The organism is Marinobacterium iners DSM 11526 (assembly GCF_900107855.1).
GTDB lineage: Bacteria > Pseudomonadota > Gammaproteobacteria > Pseudomonadales > Balneatricaceae > Marinobacterium > Marinobacterium iners.
On sequence record NZ_FNRJ01000022.1, the window covers coordinates 1 to 21,890 of the forward strand.

At 55.8% G+C, this 21,890-nt stretch carries 25 protein-coding genes; 8 read left to right on the forward strand and 17 right to left on the reverse strand.

The genetic code is table 11. The annotated features are described in order from the left end of the window. The coding region (locus BLV48_RS19245) for a hypothetical protein (protein ID WP_217633044.1) at positions 1 to 204 on the forward strand (204 nt) is incomplete at its 5' end. A 166-nt stretch (positions 205 to 370) separates the two neighbouring features. Here the strand turns inward: BLV48_RS19245 and BLV48_RS16515 are convergent. The 5 genes from BLV48_RS16515 to BLV48_RS16535 form a co-directional block, all read right to left on the reverse strand. Then, the gene (locus tag BLV48_RS16515) at positions 371 to 976 is read right to left on the reverse strand and encodes a Yip1 family protein (RefSeq protein WP_091827900.1); all 606 of its coding nucleotides are present in this window, start codon (positions 974 to 976) and stop codon (positions 371 to 373) included. A gap of 96 nt (positions 977 to 1,072) precedes the next feature. Next, positions 1,073 to 1,978: a heme o synthase gene (gene cyoE, locus BLV48_RS16520; protein ID WP_091827901.1), complete on the reverse strand. Its 906-nt coding sequence runs from the start codon at positions 1,976 to 1,978 to the stop codon at positions 1,073 to 1,075. Continuing rightward, the gene (locus tag BLV48_RS16525; RefSeq protein WP_091827902.1) at positions 1,953 to 2,957 is read right to left on the reverse strand and encodes a COX15/CtaA family protein; all 1,005 of its coding nucleotides are present in this window, start codon (positions 2,955 to 2,957) and stop codon (positions 1,953 to 1,955) included. Before BLV48_RS16525 ends, cyoE begins: the two co-directional genes overlap by 26 nt. After that, a complete protein-coding gene (locus tag BLV48_RS16530; protein ID WP_091827903.1) occupies positions 2,954 to 3,400 on the reverse strand; it encodes a hypothetical protein in 447 nt (148 codons plus the stop codon). Before BLV48_RS16530 ends, BLV48_RS16525 begins: the two co-directional genes overlap by 4 nt. Continuing rightward, positions 3,390 to 4,124, reverse strand: a complete 735-nt coding sequence (locus BLV48_RS16535; protein WP_175527711.1) for an SURF1 family protein — start codon at positions 4,122 to 4,124, stop codon at positions 3,390 to 3,392. Before BLV48_RS16535 ends, BLV48_RS16530 begins: the two co-directional genes overlap by 11 nt. Positions 4,125 to 4,136: 12 nt before the next feature. Between BLV48_RS16535 and BLV48_RS16540 the strand changes: the two genes are divergently transcribed. Further along, entirely contained in the window at positions 4,137 to 4,439 is a 303-nt protein-coding gene (locus BLV48_RS16540; RefSeq protein ID WP_091827905.1) for a DUF2909 domain-containing protein, read from the forward strand. Here the strand turns inward: BLV48_RS16540 and BLV48_RS16545 are convergent. The 10 genes from BLV48_RS16545 to ilvC form a co-directional block, all read right to left on the reverse strand. Next, positions 4,344 to 5,228: a cytochrome c oxidase subunit 3 gene (locus BLV48_RS16545; protein ID WP_091827906.1), complete on the reverse strand. Its 885-nt coding sequence runs from the start codon at positions 5,226 to 5,228 to the stop codon at positions 4,344 to 4,346. The genes BLV48_RS16540 and BLV48_RS16545 overlap by 96 nt on opposite strands. After that, positions 5,225 to 5,788, reverse strand: coding sequence for a cytochrome c oxidase assembly protein (locus BLV48_RS16550; RefSeq protein ID WP_091827907.1), 564 nt, complete (start codon positions 5,786 to 5,788; stop codon positions 5,225 to 5,227). The genes BLV48_RS16545 and BLV48_RS16550 overlap by 4 nt, the downstream gene beginning before the upstream one ends. Beyond that, positions 5,785 to 7,386 (reverse strand): cytochrome c oxidase subunit I, encoded by a 1,602-nt coding sequence (ctaD, locus tag BLV48_RS16555; protein ID WP_175527712.1) that lies wholly within the window; start codon positions 7,384 to 7,386, stop codon positions 5,785 to 5,787. The genes BLV48_RS16550 and ctaD overlap by 4 nt, the downstream gene beginning before the upstream one ends. Continuing rightward, positions 7,383 to 8,531: a cytochrome c oxidase subunit II gene (gene coxB, locus BLV48_RS16560; protein WP_091827908.1), complete on the reverse strand. Its 1,149-nt coding sequence runs from the start codon at positions 8,529 to 8,531 to the stop codon at positions 7,383 to 7,385. The genes ctaD and coxB overlap by 4 nt, the downstream gene beginning before the upstream one ends. A 111-nt stretch (positions 8,532 to 8,642) precedes the next feature. Then, complete coding sequence (locus BLV48_RS16565; protein ID WP_091827909.1) at positions 8,643 to 8,846, reverse strand: DUF2970 domain-containing protein; 204 nt, start codon at positions 8,844 to 8,846, stop codon at positions 8,643 to 8,645. Between the two features lie 98 nt (positions 8,847 to 8,944). Then, positions 8,945 to 9,709, reverse strand: coding sequence for a CDP-diacylglycerol--serine O-phosphatidyltransferase (pssA, locus tag BLV48_RS16570; protein WP_091827910.1), 765 nt, complete (start codon positions 9,707 to 9,709; stop codon positions 8,945 to 8,947). A gap of 77 nt (positions 9,710 to 9,786) precedes the next feature. Beyond that, a complete protein-coding gene (locus BLV48_RS16575; protein ID WP_091827911.1) occupies positions 9,787 to 10,371 on the reverse strand; it encodes a protoglobin domain-containing protein in 585 nt (194 codons plus the stop codon). A gap of 162 nt (positions 10,372 to 10,533) precedes the next feature. Beyond that, positions 10,534 to 11,106, reverse strand: coding sequence for a protoglobin domain-containing protein (locus BLV48_RS16580; protein WP_091827912.1), 573 nt, complete (start codon positions 11,104 to 11,106; stop codon positions 10,534 to 10,536). Between the two features lie 162 nt (positions 11,107 to 11,268). After that, complete coding sequence (locus tag BLV48_RS16585; protein ID WP_091827913.1) at positions 11,269 to 11,838, reverse strand: protoglobin domain-containing protein; 570 nt, start codon at positions 11,836 to 11,838, stop codon at positions 11,269 to 11,271. Between the two features lie 447 nt (positions 11,839 to 12,285). Continuing rightward, on the reverse strand, positions 12,286 to 13,353 hold the full coding sequence (gene ilvC / locus BLV48_RS16590; RefSeq protein ID WP_302847920.1) for a ketol-acid reductoisomerase: 1,068 nt from the start codon (positions 13,351 to 13,353) through the stop codon (positions 12,286 to 12,288). Between the two features lie 89 nt (positions 13,354 to 13,442). On the opposite strand from ilvC, the gene ilvY reads away from it, so the two are divergent. After that, on the forward strand, positions 13,443 to 14,327 hold the full coding sequence (gene ilvY, locus BLV48_RS16595; protein WP_091827915.1) for an HTH-type transcriptional activator IlvY: 885 nt from the start codon (positions 13,443 to 13,445) through the stop codon (positions 14,325 to 14,327). 42 nt (positions 14,328 to 14,369) lie between these two features. Then, on the forward strand, positions 14,370 to 16,202 hold the full coding sequence (locus tag BLV48_RS16600) for an SLC13 family permease (RefSeq protein ID WP_091827916.1): 1,833 nt from the start codon (positions 14,370 to 14,372) through the stop codon (positions 16,200 to 16,202). 7 nt (positions 16,203 to 16,209) lie between these two features. Here BLV48_RS16600 and BLV48_RS16605 read toward each other — a convergent pair whose 3' ends face one another. After that, entirely contained in the window at positions 16,210 to 17,040 is an 831-nt protein-coding gene (locus tag BLV48_RS16605; protein WP_091827917.1) for a dienelactone hydrolase family protein, read from the reverse strand. Positions 17,041 to 17,295: 255 nt separating this feature from the next. Between BLV48_RS16605 and BLV48_RS16610 the strand changes: the two genes are divergently transcribed. The 4 genes from BLV48_RS16610 (at position 17,296) to BLV48_RS16625 (ending at position 21,321) form a co-directional block, all read left to right on the forward strand. Then, positions 17,296 to 18,390: a polyamine ABC transporter substrate-binding protein gene (locus tag BLV48_RS16610; RefSeq protein ID WP_091827941.1), complete on the forward strand. Its 1,095-nt coding sequence runs from the start codon at positions 17,296 to 17,298 to the stop codon at positions 18,388 to 18,390. A 74-nt stretch (positions 18,391 to 18,464) separates the two neighbouring features. Beyond that, positions 18,465 to 19,604 carry an ABC transporter ATP-binding protein gene (locus BLV48_RS16615; RefSeq protein WP_091827918.1) on the forward strand — a complete coding sequence of 380 codons (1,140 nt, stop codon included), beginning with the start codon at positions 18,465 to 18,467 and terminating at the stop codon, positions 19,602 to 19,604. Next, complete coding sequence (locus BLV48_RS16620; protein ID WP_091827919.1) at positions 19,601 to 20,506, forward strand: ABC transporter permease subunit; 906 nt, start codon at positions 19,601 to 19,603, stop codon at positions 20,504 to 20,506. Before BLV48_RS16615 ends, BLV48_RS16620 begins: the two co-directional genes overlap by 4 nt. Next, a complete protein-coding gene (locus BLV48_RS16625) occupies positions 20,503 to 21,321 on the forward strand; it encodes an ABC transporter permease subunit (protein WP_091827920.1) in 819 nt (272 codons plus the stop codon). The genes BLV48_RS16620 and BLV48_RS16625 overlap by 4 nt, the downstream gene beginning before the upstream one ends. A gap of 77 nt (positions 21,322 to 21,398) precedes the next feature. Here BLV48_RS16625 and ilvN read toward each other — a convergent pair whose 3' ends face one another. Continuing rightward, positions 21,399 to 21,890: an acetolactate synthase small subunit gene (gene ilvN, locus BLV48_RS16630; protein WP_091827921.1), complete on the reverse strand. Its 492-nt coding sequence runs from the start codon at positions 21,888 to 21,890 to the stop codon at positions 21,399 to 21,401.

A 21,890-nucleotide genomic window follows, 5' to 3' on the forward strand; every position in this document is an offset into this window, starting at 1 on the left:
CAACCGCACCGTTCGGTGCAACCTGTTGTCTCAAGCGAGGCGCGTATTCTACCGCAACCCGTTTCAGTGTCAACCGTTTTTTCGTTTTCTGTTTCAGTGCTGAGCACTCAAACAACGATTCGGCAGTCACTCAAGAAGCGTAATAATGAACCAAAAAACCACTTAATTCAACATCTTACCACTTGCTCAATCGATCTGCCCTGAACCGTTTCCGGTGGGCGTCTCAAGCGAGGAGGCGAATTCTACAGACACCACTGAGGGAGTCAACACCTGCGTGTAAAAAAGTTTCAGAAAGATGAAAACCGGCATTGCCCGACCCCAAAACAACAACAGGCGCCAGGGCGCCTGTTGCTCATGTACTGGAAGCGTCCTAACCGGCGGTATAGGTAAGTGGCACAAACGTGCCCCATAGAATGGCGGTTGCCGCGAGCAACCCAACCAACACACAGATTCCAACCGTTAGAATTGAAGTGGCAAAGAAAAATGCGCGCTCTTCCGGAATTTGCATGATTTCCGGTACGCCCGTGTATAACAGATAGATTGTATAGGCTAATGCCATCATGCCAACAATCACGTTGAACCAAAGCATCGGGTAGAGGCCTGCAAGACCCGACAGAAAAAGTGGTGTCGCGGTGAAGGTTGTCAGCACCAAGCATTCTTCATAGCTTACATTCCCACCATAGGTTTTCTCCATCCAGTGAATGGACCAGGCAATGAAACCGACAGCCACCCACATTGCCACATAAAATGCGAGTGCTGCCGGTAACGCGCTGGCCACACTCAATTTGACAAACTCTGACCCTCCCAGACTCCAGCCAACTTGAGTGGTACCAATGAAAAGTGACACGGCGGGTATTGCTGCCAGTACACTTATTTGGGCAAGAAATACATGCATCGCCGAGTAATGCTCTTTGCGTATCGAGCGCCACTCCTGCTTCGGGTGATAGAACACCCCCATCATGTGCTGCAGGAACATATCACTATCCTCCTCGCAGTCCGGGTTGGCCCCGGGCTACAATTTTTATTGTATTGATTCAGCCCGAATCCGTTCGCGTTACTTTCTCCACAACCGTTATACGAATAGCTGCCAATAATGGTCTACAAGCAGTATGGCAAACAGCCACATGATGTACACAATGCTGTAACGAAACATTTTCATCGGATCGCCCGGATTACGTGAAATATTCAATCGTACAGCCCAGGCAATGAAGCGGTAGTTGATGATACTGACCCCTGCCAGATAGATAAGTCCGCTCATACCATTAATAAACGGCAGCAATGTCACCACTGCTGTGAGTATTGTGTACAGCAGAATTTGCAGCCGTGTATAGGACTCACCATGGGTATTGGGGAGCATCGGCACTCCGGCACGGGCATAGTCATCCTTTCTAGCAATACACAGCGCCCAGAAATGAGGTGGTGTCCAGGCAAAAATAATCAGCATCAACAATAATGCCTGCGAGTCCAGCGAGCCTGTTACGGCCGTCCAACCCAGCAACGGTGGAGCCGCACCCGCAACGCCACCAATCACAATATTCTGCGGTGTGGCTCGTTTCAGAACAGCTGTATATACAATGGCATAGCCGATAAGTGATGCCAGTGTCAGACCCGCCGTAAGCGGGTTCACCAATGTGGCCAGCAGTAACAGCCCGATGCAGCCAATAACCGCAGCGAACAGCAGTGCATTACCCGGACTGACTCGCCCCTGCGGTAGCGGTCGTCGCGCGGTCCTTGCCATACAACGATCGATATTGTGATCCAGAACATGGTTGACCGCCGCTGCCGAGGCTGCAGCTAGCCCGACTCCCATGCTGGTTATCAGCAGCAATGGCAGCGATGGCATTCCGGGTTCAGCCAGACAGAAACCAACCACCAATGTCAGCAACATTACGGCGACAACTTTCAGCTTGCATAGCGCCAGATAGTCTCTCCAGCCAGCATCTGAAACGGTATTACCCGCAAACGACACGATACTCATGATTTGCCTCCATTACCGGACTTCTCGCCCGGTCGTGCAGATTCAGCGCCAACAACAACAGCAACACGGCTACCGCGTGATGTGCAACTGCCAGCCCGAGTGGCAACATCCATACAATATTGGCAATACCCAGCAGCGCCTGCACACCCAGCGCAGCCAGAAACAACGTGATATGAAAGCGCAGATACCTCCTTCGCCAAAGCGACAGCGCAACCCAACACGACACCACTATAAGCAGTAACGCCCCCAAGCGATGTGAAACCTGAATGGCCGCTCTTGCCGGAGCATCCAGCAGCCCACCTTCGTAGTTGGGCCCTATGGCCATGAAAGGATTAAGCCCGGTTGAAAAGTCGTATCCAACTGTTTCATCTGAATTGCACAACAACCAATCGCTGCAGGCCCAGCCGGCATAATTGGTACTGGTCCAGCCACCTAACAGCAGCTGCAGGAACAGGCAGAACAGCAGTATGCGTGTTCCCATATGACCCCCTGTTGGTTGAGCTTGTGGGTTGTAAAAATGACTCAATCGCTGTTCCAGCAGTACCAGCAGCGTCAATGTCGCAAGACCACCCATCAGGTGCAGCGTCACTATGACCGGTAACAGCTTCAATGTGACGGTCCACATTCCAAACAGCCCCTGCAATACTACTAGCCCCAGCAACAGCAGCGACAGCTTCGACGGATACCCTGTCACCGTGCGATTTTTCAGTGCGATGACTGCCAGCATCAGTACAACGAGTCCCAGACAAGCGGCCGCATACCGATGTATCATTTCGATCCAGCCTTTGCGTAGATCAATCACAACTCCTGGATAGCCCTGAGCCAGCTCAACATGATCTGATGGCAACACCCACGTTCCATAACATCCCGGCCAGTCGGGACAGCCAAGGCCTGCGTCATTCAGCCGTGTCCAGCCGCCCAGCAGCACAACAATCAACGCCAGTACTATCGCGCTTCTTACCAGCTTCAGTGCACTCATCCCAGCCTCGATGCTTTCAGCAGTCGTCGCAAATCAGTCAGCACTGCCTTGCCCTCATAGGCTTGTCCGTAATGCAGTACCAGATTGCCCAACGGATCAACAACCCAAACACCTGGCGCCAATGCGTCTGAAGCCTCCATTCTTACCCGAAAGCGATCAGCATCCCGACCCAAAGCATCATGTATACGTTTAAGCCTTTCCTCCTGCCGCAAGCATCCATGGTCACACCCACCCCGGTGCACCAGCAGCAACGACCAATGACGCGTAAAGCGGTCAGCCTGCCCGCCCCATTGCTGCAGCGGCACTGCCGGCTGCAACAACCTGCCAGTATTCACCTGTTCATTCGGTATACCGACGCCTGTGGTATATACCGCCACGGCCAGCAACACTGGCAACATGCCCAATGCCCAGATAGCCCAGAAAGTGCACCTATTACTTGCCATCGCCCTGCCTCCTGCCATGTCGAGCCGCCCAGAACAGCCAGAGCAGCAATGTGATGGCCAGCGCAAACCACTGCACTGCATAGCCCTGATGCCGCTGTGGACTGACTCCTTGATGAATAGCGTTCCTTGGCGTGATTTGATCACTCACTGGCGTCTTGAGGTGCAGCATGACCGCCTCAACTTCCATCTCCAAAGCCTGCCTGATCTGCTCCAGATCGACGGATTGAATTCGTCGTGGCCAGCCTACTTCAGCGGGCAGGTCTGCCAGCGTCATCGACCCGGTTGGATGAGCCAGCACCCCATCGACCTGTATGCGTTGTTGTTCAAGTTGCAAGGCAGGCAACCGGTCTCGATGGGATGGCGCTTCAACCCACCCCAAACTGGCCAGCCACAAGGAGCCCTCATCGACGCGCATCGGAACGATCACTTCGTAGCCCACACGCCCATTAAGGGTACGGTTATCCAGCAGAAAAATACGATATGGCAACAGCTCAACCTCCAGTCGTACCGGCACCCACGCCTGGCGTTCAAGCTGCCTGAGCGCAGTGGCTGCACGCGTCATCGGCTCAACGGCCTGCTGATCGAGCCAAATCTGCTTTTGTTCGGCACGCTGCAGCTGCCAGTAGCCCAGACCAAACAGCAACGGAACACCGAGCAGCGCCAACAGCCAGCGCAGATATTTGAATGCAGCGGGGCTATCCGCTTTACTTGGTTGATCAGACATAAGGAAATTTCCATGTTGCATCTTCTGATCGTCCTGCTGTTTATTGCCATATTGATCGCACTGTTCAGCAGTCTTTGGTCTCTGCTTCGACGACCTTCAGCCGATGGCACCACGGCCAATCGCCTGCTTTGGCGTGTCATTTTCAGCGTATTGCTGATACTGCTTCTGGTCTACGGTTTCAGCAGCGGCCGTCTTCGCTCACATGCTCCCTGGCAGAGCTCAGAGCACATACACAAACAGGAACAGCCCAATCCAGACCACATCCACAAAATGCCAGTACCAGGCCACCGCTTCAAAACCGAAGTGCTGGCGTGAGCTGAAATGACCCAATACCACGCGCCCCAGAATGATCATCAACATCAGCGTACCCAAGGTGACATGCAGACCGTGGAAGCCGGTCAGAATAAAGAAGGTGGCACCGTAAACACCGGACTGCAGCGTCAGTCCCAACTCCTGATACGCATGCACATATTCATAAGCCTGGAAGCCGATAAAAATCAGACCCAACAGAATTGTCAGTGTCATCCAGCGGCGCACCATAATCAGCTCGTCTCGCAACAGGGCCTTGTGTGCCAGTGTCAGAGTAAAGCTGGACGTCACCAGCAGGCAGGTGTTGAGCAGCGGTATGTGCCAGGGGCTGATGACAGCTTCAGGTCCGGGATAACGCGCACTGTCGGGCGGGTTGAGCAGGGGCCATTCTGCCACAAACCCGGGCCAGAGCAGCTCGGTTACCCCCTTGTCACCTTCACCTCCCAACCAGGGAAGCGCCAGCACACGCACGTAGAAAAGAGCGCCAAAAAACGCGGCAAAGAACATCACTTCCGAGAAGATGAACCAGCTCATACCCCAGCGAAAGGAACGGTCCATCTGCTCGGAATACAGCCCGCTGCGGCTTTCATGAATCACATTGCCGAACCATCCCACCAGAATCAGCCCCATCATCAACGCCCCCGCCAACAACAGCGCGACGCCAAGCCCACCTCCCTGCTGCGCACTCAACGCATTCATCAGGGTACCGGCACCATAGGCCAACAGGAAAAGTGCAATGGATGCCAAAATCGGCCAGCGACTTTGCTCAGGCACGTAATAGGTTGAACTGCTCATAACGATTGCTCCTTTTCAACCTGCTCTGTTGATGAAATCGCCGGCGAGATATCAAACAGGGTGTAGGACAAGGTCAGCGAGCGAATATGCTCCGGCAGGTTCTTGTCGACCACAAACAGCAGCGGCATTTCGACCGATTCACCAGACTGAAGGACCTGCTGCTCAAAACAGAAGCAGTTCACCTTATGCAGATAGCGCGCAGCCTCTGCAGGAGCAACCGACGGGATAGCTTGCGCCACCATACGCCGGCCGGTCGGGTTGGTTGCCATAAAGGCTGTCTGCTTCATCTCTCCCGGGTGGGTGAGAATCAGATTCTGCTGCGGCCCGAATTTCCAGGGCATTGCCTCGTTATGAACCGCAATCAATCTCACCCTGATCTCTCGACTGGTATCCGCTTCCGATGCCGCAACCGGGCCGGTATTGGTAATCTTTCCGTTTAGCCCCGTCACTTCACAAAACACGTCATACAAAGGGACCAGCGCAAAGCCAAAACCGAACATCAGCACACAACCCAATACCAGCCGCCTTACCAGCCTGCGATTGGCTGCTTGCGGGCTCATCGCAGCGACTCCGGCAGTTTCGGCGGCTCGGCAAAGGTATGGTAAGGCGCCGGTGATGGCACTTCCCACTCCAGCCCTTCGGCACCTTCCCAGGCTCTGGCTTCAGCCTTGCGGCCACCGCGTACACAGGCGATCACGTTCCAGACAAAGATCAACTGTGACAGGCCAAACAGAAAGGCACCCACCGAGGCCACCATATTGAAGTCGGCAAACTGCAGTGCGTAATCCGGTATGCGGCGTGGCATGCCGGCCAGCCCGATGAAGTGCATGGGAAAGAAGGTGATATTGACGCCAATGAAGCTCAGCCAGAAGTGAAACCGACCCATGCGCTCATCCAGCATGTGACCAGTCCACTTCGGCAACCAGTAGTAGACACCTGCCATAATGGCAAAAACGGCCCCCGGTACCAGCACATAATGGAAGTGAGCCACCACAAAGTAGGTATCGTGGTACTGGAAATCCACCGGTGCGATCGCCAGCATCAACCCCGAAAAACCGCCGATGGTAAACAGCACTACAAATGCCAGCGCGAACAGCATTGGCGTTTCGAAGGTCATCGAGCCGCGGAACATGGTAGCCACCCAATTAAACACCTTCACCCCGGTAGGCACTGCGATCAACATGGTGGCATACATGAAGAACAGTTCACCGGCCAGCGGAATACCGACCGTGAACATGTGGTGCGCCCAAACCAGAAACGACAGTATCGCGATCGAAGCGGTGGCATATACCATGGAGGCGTAGCCAAACAGACGCTTGCGAGCAAAGGCGGGAATGATCTGGCTGATAATGCCGAAGGCCGGCAAAATCATGATGTAGACCTCGGGATGACCGAAGAACCAGAACACATGCTGAAACAGCACCGGATCCCCACCGCCACCAGCATCAAAGAAACTGGTGCCAAAATGGATATCCATCAACATCATGGTTACCACCCCCGCCAGCACCGGCATGACCGCAATCAGCAGGAAAGCGGTGATCAACCAGGTCCAACAGAACAGTGGCAGTTTCATCATCGCCATGCCCGGCGCCCGCATGTTGAGAATCGTCGCAATGATGTTAATCGCGCCCATGATCGAACTGATTCCCATCATGTGAATGGCGAAGATGAAGTAGGTCACGCTCGGCGGGGCATAGGTCGTCGACAGTGGTGCATAGAAGGTCCAGCCGAAGTTTGGCGCGCCTCCCGTCATAAACAGGGTCGAGATCAGCATGGCGAACGCAAATGGCAGGATCCAGAAGCTCCAGTTATTCATTCGCGGCAGCGCCATGTCCGGGGCACCGATCATCATCGGTATCATCCAGTTGGCCAGCCCCACAAACGCCGGCATCACCGCCCCAAACACCATGATCAGCCCGTGCATGGTGGTCATCTGATTGAAGAAGCCCGGTTCCACCAGTTGCAGCCCCGGCTGGAACAGTTCGGCGCGGATCATCAGCGCCATGGAGCCACCCACCAGAAACATCAAGAGGCTGAACCAGAGGTACATGGAGCCGATATCTTTATGGTTGGTGGTAAACAACCAGCGCCCGAGACCACTGGCAGGGCCATGATGCTCATCTGAATGCGTTTCCAGAGTGGTATCAAGCGTACTCATTGCTCCCCCTCCCCATCGGCCGACTGCAACAAGCGCGAGATCTGAGCCGGTGATACCGCCTCACCCAAGCTGTTGCCCCAGGCATTACGCTCATAGGTGATCACAGCGGCCAGTTGAACGGTGCTGAGCTGATCACGAAACGCCTGCATGGCGGTACCCGCCTTGCCGTTCAGCACGATATCGATATGTGCAGACACATCACCCAATGCGACTGGACTGCCCTTCAGGGCAGGGAATGCACCCGGCACCCCCTCACCGCTCGGCAGGTGACAGGCCGCGCAGGCCTGCAGATACACCTGCTCGCCCTGCTGCATCAACTCATCCAGTGTCCAGCTGCGCTCAGCAGCCTGAACCTGAGCCTCTTTTTCTGCCCGAGCCGCCATCAGCCAGACATCAAAGTCTTCTTTGCTGACCGCTTCGACCACTATTGGCATGAAGCCATGATCCTGCCCACAAAGCTCGGCACACTGCCCCCGGTAGATACCCGGCTCATCAATGATGGTCCAGGCCTCATTGATAAAACCGGGAATGGCATCCTTCTTGACGGCCAACGCAGGCACCCACCAGCTGTGGATAACATCGTTGGCGGTCAGCAGAAATCGGATCTTGGTGTCCACCGGCAACACCAGATGTCGGTCAACCTCAAGCAGATAGTTTTCCTGCTTTTCAGCGACATTGGTGATCTGTTCACGCGGGGTCGACATGTTGCTGAAGAAGCTCAGCTCATGATCCAGATAGTCGTAACGCCACTTCCACTGATAGCCGGTAATCTGCACATCCAGTTCAGCTTCGGACGGATCGTACATTTTGATCAGGGTGGCAGTTGCAGGAACAGCCATACCAACCAGTATCAGTACCGGTATCAACGTCCAGATTACTTCAACCAGTGTATTTTCATGAAAGTGGTGGGCCTTGGCCCCTCGCGACTTGCGGTGATGAAAGATCGACCAGAACATGACACCAAACACCACCAGTGCTATGGCGACACAGATCCAGAAGATTGTCATGTGAAGGTCATATACCGAACGGCTGACATCCGTGACACCGGGTGTAAGATTGAGCCCCCATTCCGCACGCAAAGATGCAGGTGCCAGCAGCGCCAATCCAACCCCTGAGCCGATGGTTTTTATTATTCTAAGTCCCATCTCCAGGCCTCCCCGTCTTGGCCTGCGGCCAGGCTCATCATGCTGCCCGACAGGCGATCCGGTAACTGGAGTATAGCAGCCCTGAAAAAATCGCAAGCGCAATGATCTGAGTCAAACACCCGCCAGACTGAGCACCCACCACACCAGCAGGATCACACCCAGCACAAACACCAGCGCCAAGAGCAGGCCCGCCAGGACATAATGCAGCGGGCGCCCCTGGCTGAAATCATGCTCACGATTACGTTCAGACTGCACACCAAAGAAGGCTGCCAGCACGCTCAGCAACGCCTGCAGCCAATCAGGCTTGTTTGCCATGGTAATCACCTCAATTGAGGTATAGCTGACAAATACACCAAACGGCCAGTGATGGTGAAGAGCAGATGGCAAAAACGGGCCGAAGCCCGTTTTAAGAATCAGTGGCGATGTTTAAAGCGGCGCCAGCACCACAGCAGTGGTCCAGAAAGGGCATACAGCAGGAACAGCAACCAGAGGAAAGTAGAAGTACTGATCGAAATGACCCCCAGAACCAGCGCGATCACCGCCAGAATCCAGAACGGTACCTTGCCCTTGAAGTCAATATCCTTGAAGCTGTAATACAGCACGTTACTGACCATCAATACACCGCACAGCGCCACATAGAACGCCACCAGATAGGCGGTACCACTCATGTCGAGCTCGTATTCAGCACACGTCCAGACAAGCCCAGCCACGACCGCTGCCGCAGCAGGACTTGGCAAACCGATGAAATAGCGCTTGTCGACCGAACCGATCTGAGTATTGAAACGCGCCAGCCGCAATGCACCACCCGCCGCAAATACGAACGCGGCAAAAAAGCCCAGTTTGCCAAGATCGAACAGCAACCAGTTATACGCTACCAGCGCCGGCGCCACTCCAAAGGAGACCATGTCGGCCAGCGAGTCATATTCGGCACCGAATGCGCTTTGAGTATTGGTCATGCGAGCCACTCGCCCATCCAGCCCATCAAGCAGCATGGAAACAAATATGGCAATGGAAGCAGGTATGAACTGTCCGTTCATCCCAGCAACGATGGCATAAAAACCCGAAAACAGGGCGCCGGTGGTAAACAGGTTTGGCAACAGGTAAACACCACGGTGACGCTGGGCACTGTTGTCTTGATGCTCACTCTCATCTCTCGGCGATTGTTGCTGATCACTCATTCAAGGCTGCCTCTTTGGTGTAACCGGAAGCCTCATTCTACCCGACAGCAAGGGCCAAACCCAACGCCCCGAGAAGATCAGACCATCCCAGCCCCACCATCATCCTTGTAGGCATTGGCAAGATTATTAAACAACGCCCGGCTGATACCGGTAATCGCCATGAATTTATCCAATTCCTGTGCCAGCAAGGAGCTCTGATAGGACTCCTGCATGATGATCAGGCAGAACCCCGTTACACCGTTAACCGCTTTCATCATCAACCCCATACGCAGGGCATCACCGGCATAAACCTGTGTCAGGATCGGTACCAGATGTTTCTTAATCAGCAGGGTACCACTGGCCATGAACTCGACCGGTAACTTGACCTGGACATGTACCTCCCCCACTTTGTGCATACTGGCGGCAAAATTCGCATCGTAGGGACCACTGAAAATGGTTTGCAGCCAAGCCAAGTGAGTCGCTTTAAGCCCTTCGACGCGACCTTCAAGATAAGGCACTGCCGCCGGTATCTGCTGCAATTCGTCATAGAATTTTTCGGTCACCTCCGCCAAGTAGGGAAGCAGCCGGCCTCCCTCCTGAATCAGCAGCTTTTCGTCTTCAGAATCAAACCCGGAATTCAGCTTCCCACGCTGGCACAGGGTGGCAAAATCTGTCTGGCTCATCAGGTACGTCCTTGCATGTGTTGGCTCAGGGTCACTCCCGGCGACCCTCGAAAGGGGCGCTATTTTCTCACGCCAACCACAAATATCAAGGTTTGCTAAACTAATACAGGCCACTGTTATTTAAAGAAAACAATCAATGCCTCACTTGCATGTCGCTTTGACTCAGTCTGACGACACACCTGTTTTCTTGCGATAAGCTGCCGACAAGTTGGCATAGAGCGCTTCGCTGATCCCGGTCACATCCATAAACCGTTCCAGTTCGTGTTCGCGATAGGAAACCTGCATGATGATCAGGCAGTACACCGTAACACCGTTCACGGCTTTCATCAGCGTACCCAAGCGTTCCGGGTCATCACGGAACTGCTGTGCCAATACAGGAATAAGGTGTTTGCTGATCAATCCAATGCCACTGGCCATAAAGCGCTCAGGCAGGCGCACCTGTACATGAACAACACCCACCTTATGCATGTACGCGGCAAATTCATCGTCATAGGGACCAGTAAATATCTTTTCAAGCCACTTCCGATGAGTCGCTTTCAGCGCATCCAGTCGCCCTTCAAGGAAGGGCATTGCTTCGGGGATCCCGGCCAGTTCCGCATAAAAGGCATCCGTCACGAAGTCCAGCTCTGCCATCAACTGAGGCAGAGCACGTGATAATTCATGCTCATCCTGAGCATCAAAGCCGGCAAACAGCTTAGCCTGTTGATTCAGGTGGGAAAAATCGATTTGTCGCATTAAACACATCCTTGCAATGGACCCGGCACACAGTGGCAGAGTCCTTTCCAGAAAAGGCTGATTTTGACTTGTTATGGTTCGAAACGTCTATCACTTAAGGATCACCCAGCGGTGGATGAATACAGGCGCCGGGTGACGGATACAGGGGGAGTTCGATTCAACTCAGGCCGCATGGCCATGATGGCTGCGATAGGCGGCCGCCAAATTATTGTAGAGCACTCGACTGATGCCGGTTACCTCCATGAAACGCTCCAGTTCATGACCGCGGTATGATTCCAGCATGATCAACAGGCAAAAACTGGTAGCGGCGTTGAGCGCCTTGAGTACCTGACCGATTTTACCCACATCATTGGCATAGATTTCAGGCAACAACGGAATGAGGTGTTTGCTGATCAGTCCGATACCACTGGTCATGAACTTCTCAGGCAGCTTCACCTGCACATGCACCACGCCAACATGGTGCATATAGGCAGCAAAATCGGCATCGTAAGGGCCGGTAAAAACCTTGCTGAGCCATGCAGTATGGGTGGTTTTCAAAGTATCGACACGCCCCTCCAGAAATGGCAGGGCTTCTGGAATGGTTTGCAACTCGGCGTAAAAGGCATCGGTGATGGCGGAGAAGTGTGGCTGTAGCCTGGAGGCCTCCTGAACCAGGATCAGTTCATCTTGCGGCTCAAACCCGGCATAGGCCTTCGCCTGCTCACACAGAACGGAAAAATCGACATTACTCATGATGGACGCATCCTTGACTGTTGGTAGCACAAGCACATCCGGTTACAGCCTAAGGGCCGGGGCGCACTACCAAGCGTTTTATTTTTATTAGTGAAGCCATTCATAGCACGCCCATACCGGAGTTCAAGTTTCCGGAATCCACTTCACGACCTGGATCAAGAAAAGTGGTTCTTCCTCTAATACTTTGGCGTAATACGAACAAAGCCCAAGCAAGGCTGGGCCTGTCACTTTATTACGCATGGGTGACACAAGCAGATGCCGTGCCAAAACCCTGCGGGAATTATGGTTATCAAGGATGACAGGGATATTGCAGCAGAAAGAAGAGAAGGCAGTTCAGCTTTTGCGTCAAACCGGTGCAAGCAGCACCGTTGGTGAGCACCGCAGCGCCGAAACAAAACTGCCGGGCAAAGCCCGGCAGTTGATCTAATCACACAACCAAATGCGGGATCAGTTCTTTTCTTTGTCGACCAGCTTGTTGGCAGCGATCCACGGCATCATTGCACGCAGTTTCTCACCGGTCTGCTCGATCGGGTGAGCAGCGTTGTTGCGACGACGGGCCGTCATGGACGGGTAGTTAGTCGCACCTTCGCTGATGAACATCTTGGCGTACTCGCCATCCTGGATGCGCTTAAGCGCGTTACGCATCGCCTGACGTGATTCTTCGTTGATCACCTCAGGGCCGGTTACGTATTCACCGTACTCGGCATTGTTGGAGATAGAGTAGTTCATGTTGGCGATGCCGCCTTCGTACATCAGGTCCACGATCAGTTTCAGTTCGTGCAGACATTCGAAGTAAGCCATTTCCGGCGCGTAGCCAGCTTCAACCAGAGTCTCGAAACCGGCCTTGACCAGCTCAACACAGCCGCCACACAGAACAGCCTGTTCACCGAACAGGTCGGTTTCAGTCTCGTCCTTGAAAGTGGTTTCGATGATGCCGGTACGACCGCCGCCTACGCCTGAAGCGTAAGACAGAGCAACATTCTTGGCGTTGCCGGACGCATCCTGGAAGATCGCGATCAGGTCAGGGATACCGCCGCCCTTGACGAATTCGTTACGCACGGTGTGACCCGGTGCCTTCGGAGCAACCATGATCACGTCCAGATCCTTGCGCGGCTCGATCTGGTTGTAGTGGATGGAGAAGCCGTGAGCGAAGGCCAGAGTAGCGCCCTGCTTGATGTTCGGCTCGATCTCGGCCTTGTACAGCTGGCCCTGGAATTCGTCCGGAGTCAGGATCATCACCAGATCGGCAGCGGCAACGGCGTCAGCCACGTCAGCCACTTTCAGGCCGTGGGCTTCAGCCTTGGCACGGGAAGAAGAGCCGGCACGCAGGCCAACGGTCACATCAACGCCGGAATCGTGCAGGTTGCACGCATGAGCGTGGCCCTGAGAGCCGTAGCCGATGATGGCAACTTTCTTGCCCTGGATGATGGAGAGATCACAGTCTTTATCGTAATAAACCTGCATGGTTCTGATCCTTTGACTTGAATGGAGTGATTGGGTGCATCTAGCCGTGATGACTATAGCAATGGCGCCTACATTAAGGGATAGGAATCATTGCGTAAAATGATATATTTGCAACATCATATTTCATTTAAAGAAACATAATGGATACCCGTACCCTGCGCCTGTTTCTGAGCCTGGCCGACACCCTGCACTTCGGTCGCAGCAGTGAAGCCTGCCATGTCAGCCCCTCAACCCTGAGTCGCGCCATCAAGCAGCTGGAAGACTCGCTGGGGGTTGAACTCTTCCTGCGTGACAACCGCAGCGTCCAGCTCACGCCCGAGGGTATGCGCTTTGCCCAGTACGCCCGCGAAGCGCTGCAGCAGTGGGAACAGGTACGTCATTCACTGCTGGAAAGCGCCAGCGAACTGCAGGGCGAGATCAGCGTATACTGCTCGGTCACTGCCAGTTACAGCTTTTTGTATTCACTGTTGAGCCGGTTTCGCCAGCTGTACCCACGTGTCGAGATCAAGCTGCATACCGGCGACCCCGAACATGCCATCGCCCGGGTGCAGAGCGGTCGTGAGGAGATTTCCATCGCCGCCCGCCCCGCTCACCTGCCGGCTGGGGTGGCCTTTCGGCCCATCGACCGCACCCCGCTGTTGTTCATCGCCCCTGCCAGCGAGCCGAGCGATACCCTCGGCAATGAAGCACAGTGGAGCCGCCAACCGATGATCCTGCCGGAAAGCGGTATCTCACGTGATCGCGTCAACCAGTGGTTCAGCCGCCGCCATATTCAGCCACGCATTTATGCCCAGGTCGCCGGCAACGAAGCGATCGTCAGCATGGTCAGCCTGGGTTTCGGCATCGGCGTTGTACCCCAGATAGTGCTGGACAACAGCCCTCTGGCAGATCGGGTACGGGTGTTGCCGGTATCACCGGCACTGGAGCCCTACGAAATCGGCCTGTTTGCACTGGAGCGCAAACTGCGCTCACCGTTGATCCGGGCGTTCTGGTCACTGCTGGATAATGGCTCTGTCACGGATTAACCCCTACACTGCCGGCTGAACTTTCAAAGAGGCCCCCGCTCCATGACACCCGACATGCTGTTTGTGTTTGCCACCCTCGGCATTACCATCGCCCTGTTTGTCAGCGATCGTATCCGCATGGATCTGGTTGCACTTATGGTTGTGGTTGCGCTGGCACTCTCCGGCATCATCACTCCGGCGGAAGCAGTAGCCGGCTTCGGTGAGCCGGTGGTGATCATGATCGCCGCCCTGTTTGTGGTCGGTGAAGCGCTGTTTCGCACCGGCATCGCCGCTGCCGCAGGCAACTGGCTACTGCGCATGGGCGGCAGCAGCGAAACCCGGCTTCTGCTGTTTCTGTTACCCGTGGTGGCGCTGCTGTCCGCATTCATTAGTTCCACTGGTGCCGTTGCACTGTTGATTCCTGTGGTGCTGAGCATGGCACGCCGCTCCGGCATGCAACCCTCACAGTTACTGATGCCGCTGGCCTTCGCCGCCCTTATCGGCGGCATGCTGACGCTGATCGGTACACCGCCCAATATTATCGTCAGTAGCCAGATGCGCAGTGCAGGCCTTGAGCCGTTTGGCTTCTTTGACTTTACTCCATTGGGGCTGGCGATTCTGATTGCAGGCATGGGCTATCTGATTCTGGTGGCCCGCAAGCTGCTGCCCGAACGAGCACAGCAACTGGCGGAAAACACCGCACCGGGCGTCGCCGCCATCAGTGGCCGTTATGCCCTGAGTCGTCAGCTACACAAGCTGATGATCACGCCAGGCAGCCCATTGGCGCAGAAAACACCGGCCGAAGCGGCACTGCGCACCGAATATGATGTCACCGTGATCGCCATTTCCCGCAGTGGCGGGCTACTCTCCAGTTTAGTGCCGGTACTGAGCAACACCCGCATGCAGTATCAGGATCAGGATCAGGATCAGTTGATCGTATATGCCGACGAAGCACGGCTGGAACACCTGTGCGAAACACTGAAGTTGAAGCGGATGGGCTTTCCGGCGCGGGAGATCAGTCAACTGGAACGTCGGTTCGGTATGGCCGAAGTACTGCTGCCCCCTGAGTCACCGCTGTGTGATCGTTCAATAAAGGAAGGACATTTTCGCGAGCGCTATGGACTGAGCGTGCTGGGTATCCGCCGAGACCAGGCCGCCATGGATACAAGTTTTACCGAAACTCGGCTTACACCCGGCGACACCCTGCTGCTGGCCGGCAGCTGGGAACAGATCCGCAGCCTGCAGGGTTCGCGCGAGCTGGTGGTATTGCAGACACCCGCCGAGCTGGAAGAGATTCCCACCCACGGCAGCCGTGGGCCGGTTGCTCTGATTATTCTGCTGGCAATGCTGGTGTGCATGACCACGGGCTGGCTGGACAACCTGTCCGCCATTCTGCTGGCAGCGCTGGCGATGATTCTCACCGGTTGCGTATCACTGCAGGAGTCTTACCGCTCTCTCAACGCCACCAGTCTGATTTTGATCGCTGGCATGCTGCCGCTGGCACTGGCGATGGAGCGCAGCGGCGCCCTAGCCTGGGTAGTTGAACACCTCGTCAGCCTGGTCGGCGACAGCAGTCCGCTGGTTCTCTGTGCCAGCCTTTTCATGCTGACCTCCTTGCTGAGTCAGTTCATCTCTAATACTGCCACTACGGTCCTGCTGGCACCTATCGCTATCACTACCGCCCAGCTGACCGGCGTCAACCCGGAACCGGTGATGATGGCCGTGGCTATTGCAGCCTCGACCGCATTCGCCACCCCCATCGCGTCACCGGTCAACACCCTGGTACTGGCCCCGGGCAACTACCGCTTTGCCGACTTCGCTCGGGTGGGTATTCCGTTGCAGCTGTTGGCACTGGCGCTCACGTTGATACTGACGCCTCTGCTGTTTCCGTTCTAATAGCAGCTTAACCAAGCTGTCGATACAGGAAACTGACCGAACGCGTCCATGCCAAGGCTGCATCATCGGCGTCATAACGGGCGCCGGTGGGGTTGGCGAAGGCATGGTCCGCCACATACCAGTAAACGTTCAGCCTATCGGCTTTGCCTGCTTCGGCCATGGCCCGCTCAAAGCCGCCCACCATCGCTTCGTCGATACTCTTGTCCAGCGTTCCGAAATGACCCAGCACCGGCCCTCGCAGGCGTGACAGCTGTTTTGGGGTACGGGTGACATTGCCGTAATAGATGATGGTCGCGTCGACCGGGGTTTCCATGGACGCATTGAGCGACCAGCCGCCGCCAAAACACCATCCCATGGTAGCGACCTTGCCATTACAGCGCTGGTGCCGCCGCAGCCAGTCAATCCAGCCGGTCAGTGTGTCTGTTGCCTCTTCTTCATTGACCGCCTGCATCAGTGCCATTGCATCCTCACGGGTATCAGCCACACCGCCTTTATAAAGATCCACCGCCAGCGCCATAAAGCCTAAATTGGCAAGCTCAGCCGCCACCGCTTTGATTTGGTCATTCAGCCCCCACCATTCGTGAATCAGCACCACCGCAGGAAAAGGCCCATCACCCTCGGGCATGGCCAAGTGTGCCTGCACCTTGTCGCCGCCTCCCAGTGCCAGCTGCACTGACCGAGTTCGGTTGCCCGCTGCTTGCGCAAGCAACGGATCCGCCAGCACCACTGCCAGTGGCAGTGCCAGCATCCCCTTCAGGAAACTGCGTCGCTCTTCACCGGTTGCCCGTGGAAGAGGCTGGCTCGACTGCGTGTTGCCACACCCCTTGATATCACACATGCCCGTTCTCCTTGTCGTCCTGTGGTGTGTCTCACTATAGACCACACACTGCTTCAGTCAGCTGTACGCGATCAACTCATAAAACTGATCAGGCTCAACCGCCCTGTTTAACCGCAGTTGCAAAAAAAAACTTTTTTTTGCCAGTCTTTTGTTCCATATTCACGCTTTGAATCCGTCCGCTGCATTCGCTGCCGGACACACCGTGAGGCACTCTTGAGCCTCCACCATTCACAGCGTTGCCGGAGACCCATGGCGATGAAAAAAGTGTTCAAGCAACTCGGAAAACTGCTCCCTGGCATGTTGCTGGCGGGAGCCGCATCAGCGCAGGAACTCAACGTATACAACTGGTCTGACTATATCGCTGAAGACACACTGGCGCGGTTCGAACAGGAGACCGGAATCAAGGTCGTCTATGACGTTTATGATTCCAACGAGGTGCTTGAAGCCAAACTGCTGGCCGGTCGCAGCGGCTATGATCTGGCGTTCCCAACAGCACGCCCTTTTGCCGACCGTCACCTCAAGGCAGGCCTTTATCAAAAACTGGACAAAGATAAGCTGACCAATCTGGATAACCTTGATCCGGTCATCATGAAGTCACTGGCCGACATCGACCCGGACAACCAACATCTGGTGCCTTATATGTGGGGCACCACCGGCATTGGCTACAACGTAAAGAAGGTGCGTGAGATTCTGGGCGATGAGATGCCACTGGATACATGGCGCCTGGTGTTTGATCCGGAAATCGTAGCCAAACTGGCCGGCTGTGGCGTGACGCTGATGGACGATCCGACCGAAGTATTTGTCGCGGCACGTGCCTATCTGAGCGAGGATACCACCGACTTCAGCAAGGCTGCACTGGAAAAGGCGGCTGCAACCGTCATGGTCGTACGTCCGAATATTCGTTACTTCCACAGCTCGCAGTACATCAACGATCTGGCAAATGGCGATATCTGTGTAGCCCACGGCTACTCCGGTGACATTTTGCAGGCCCGTGACCGTGCGGCCGAAGCCGGCAACGGGGTTGAAGTGGCCTATGCTGTACCCTCCGAAGGTGCCGTGGTCTGGACCGATGTAATGGTGATTCCGGCAGATGCACCGCACCCGGATACCGCGCACCAGTTCATCAACTTCCTGCTGCAGCCGGACGTCATCACACCGATCACCAACTATGTGGCCTACGCCAACGCCAATGCGGCGGCTACCGAGTTGATCGACGAAGAGATCCGCAACGACGCCGGCATCTATCCGCCGCAGGAAACGCGTGAAAAGCTGATCGTGCTGAAAACGCCGACAGAACGTCAGATTCGCGACATGAACCGCAGCTGGACCCGAGTCAAAACCGGCCGCTGAATCCAGTCGATCACCTGAACCTGAGATGCCCCTGAAATCAGGGGCATCTTTTTTATCGGGAGTACCCACCACTGATGGCAACACTGCGCCAGTTCAAACCCGAAGAGCCCTGGCAGGCCCCCGAAGGGGAGCCTCTGGTTCGAATCGAAAACCTCACTAAACGCTTCGGCTCATTCTATGCGGTCGACGATGTCAGCCTGCACATTCATCAGGGTGAGTTCTTTTCTCTGCTTGGCCCCTCAGGCTGCGGCAAAACCACCCTGCTGCGCATGCTGGCCGGTTTCGAGACCCCGACCAGTGGTCGCATTTTTATCGACGGCCAGGATGTCACCGATGTGCCACCCTATGAGCGCCCGGTAAACATGATGTTCCAGTCCTACGCCCTGTTTCCGCATATGACCGTAGCAGACAACATCGCTTTCGGCCTGAAGCAGGAAGGCATGCCCAAGGCCGAGCGTCAGGCACGCGTCGCCGAAATGCTGGCACTTGTTCAGATCGAGAAGCTGGCTCAACGCAAACCGCATCAGCTCTCCGGCGGACAGCGTCAGCGTGTGGCACTGGCCCGCGCATTGGCCAAACACCCGAAGATTCTGCTGCTGGACGAGCCGCTGGGGGCGCTGGACAAGAAACTGCGTGAGCAAACCCAGTTTGAGTTGGTCAACATTCAGGAACGCCTCGGCATCACCTTTATCGTGGTGACCCACGATCAGGAAGAGGCGATGACCATGTCCTCGCGCATCGCGCTGTTGCATGAAGGACGCACAGAACAGGTCGACCCGCCTCGACGTCTGTATGAGTTTCCGTCCACCCGTTATGTCGCCAGCTTTATCGGGTCGGTCAATCTGTTTGACGGTTACGTGGTGCAACAGGACGACGATCAGGTGATTGTGCAGTGTGACGAGGCCGACTCTCAGCTGCTGGTACGCCACAGTCAGCCACTGGTACCAGGAATGGCCGTGACGGTCGCGCTGCGTCCTGAAAAAGTTCGGGTACTGAGTCAATTGGATGCCGATGCGCCCAACCAGCTGCGTGGAGTCATCAAAGAGATCGCCTATCTGGGCGACGTATCGATCTACCATGTGGAGCTGGCCGGCGGTAAGCGAGTGCAGTTCACCCAGTCCAACGTGCAGGCACTGGCCGAGCAGCCACTGACCTGGGACGAAGAGGTACTGCTGGGCTGGTCGGCCAACAGCTGCGGGGTGCTGACGGAATGAAGCTGAAACAGCACCTGCCACCGGCGCGCAACCTGATCATCGCCATCCCCTGGTTCTGGCTGGCGCTGTTCTTCCTGTTGCCGTTCCTGTTCGTACTCAAGATCAGCCTGTCCGAGCCGGTATTGGCACAGCCTCCCTATCTGGACCTGATCCGCGAAATCGAAGACGGGCTGGTGACCATCATGGTCAACTTCGGCAACTATCAGCTGCTGCTGGAAGATTCACTCTATCTGAGCGCCCTGCTGGGCTCGCTCAAAATAGCCGCAATCTCCACTGTCTGCTGCCTGTTGATCGGCTATCCCATGGCCTATGCCATCGCGCGTTCGCCGGCACATTGGCGTCTGCCGCTGTTGATGCTGATCATTCTGCCGTTCTGGACCTCGTTCCTGATTCGCATCTATGCCTGGATCGGTATCCTCAAGGGCAACGGGCTGCTCAATAACTTCCTGCTCTGGACCGGCCTGATCGACACCCCGCTTGAGATCATGCACACACCGTTCGCGGTCTATATCGGCGTGGTCTACAACTATCTGCCGTTTGTGGTGTTGCCGCTCTATGCCACCCTGATCCGACTGGACCTGACCCTGCTCGAAGCGGCCGCCGACCTGGGCTGCCGCCCCTGGAAGCAGTTTCTGCTGATCACCCTGCCACTGTCACTGCCGGGCGTACTGGCCGGTGCCATGCTGGTGTTTATTCCGGTGATGGGCGAGTTCGTGATTCCCGACCTGCTGGGCGGGCCGGACACCCTGATGCTGGGCAAGCTGATGTGGACCGAATTTTTCAACAACAAGGACTGGCCACTGGCGTCTTCGCTGGCGGCACTGCTGCTGGTGGCGTTGATTGTGCCCTTTGTGCTGCTGCGCCACTTTGAGCGCAGAGCCGCCGAGGAGGGTGCCACATGAAACAACGCATGCCACTGCTGATTACCATTCTGCTGCTGGGCTATGCCTTTCTGTACGGCCCGATCATCAGCCTGATCGTGTATTCATTCAATGAAAGTCGGCTGGTCACGGTATGGGGCGGCTTCAGCACCAAATGGTACGGCGAACTGCTGCAGAATACCCAGCTGCTCAGCGCCGCCTGGCTCAGTGTCCGTATTGCTGCCCTGACCGCCACAATAGCAGTAGTGCTGGGCACACTGGCGGCATTGGCACTGGTGCGATTCCGTCGCTTTCGCGGCAGGGGCTCGCTGGAGGTGATGGTAACCGCGCCACTGGTGATGCCAGAGGTGATTATCGGCCTTTCGCTGCTGTTGCTGTTCGTGGCGATGGAAAGCGTGATCGGCTGGCCGGCCGGACGCGGCATGACCACCATCGTGATCGCCCACACCACCTTCGCGATGGCCTATGTCACCGTGGTGGTGCAAAGCCGACTGGCACATATGGACCTGTCGCTGGAAGAAGCGGCGCTGGATCTGGGGGCCCGCCCGCTGAAGGTCTTTTTCAGCATCACCCTGCCGATCATCGCTCCCTCGCTGATCGCTGGCTGGCTACTGGCCTTCACGCTGTCTTTGGATGACCTGGTGGTGGCCAGCTTCGTTTCTGGTCCCGGTGCCACCACCCTGCCGATGGTGGTCTACTCCAGCGTACGCCTTGGAGTCAGTCCTGAAATCAATGCGCTGGCAACGATCATTGTTGGGCTGGTCAGCATCGCGGTGTTGATTACCGGCGTGTTGCTGTGGCGGCAGGACCGACGCAACCGCCTCGACGCCCACTGATCAATGGTGGGATTCAGGCAACAAAAAACCGCTGGTCGTCTGCACGGCCAGCGGTTTTTTTGTGACGCCGATAGCTTTTAAAGGCTCAGGACTTTCTCGCCACGCGCAATACCACACACACCCGAGCGCACCACTTCCATGATGGAAGCGCTGCCCAGCGCATTGATGAAGGCATCCAGTTTGTCGGATGCCCCCACCAGCTGCACGGTGTAGGTCGTCGGGGTCACATCGATGATCTGACCACGGAAGATGTCGCAGGTCCGTTTGATCTCGGCGCGCATCTGGCCGCTGGCCTTGAGTTTGATCATCATCACTTCGCGCTCGATGTGATCACCCTCGGACAGATCCACCACCTTGACCACGTCAATCAGCTTGTTCAGCTGTTTGGTGATCTGCTCCACCACACGATCGTTGCCGATGGTGGTCACGGTCAGACGTGACAGGGTGGAGTCTTCGGTCGGTGCGACCGTCAGCGACTCGATGTTGTAGTTACGCTGGGAGAACAGCCCTACCACGCGCGACAGGGCGCCCGGCTCGTTTTCCATCAGGACTGAAATGATATGGCGCAT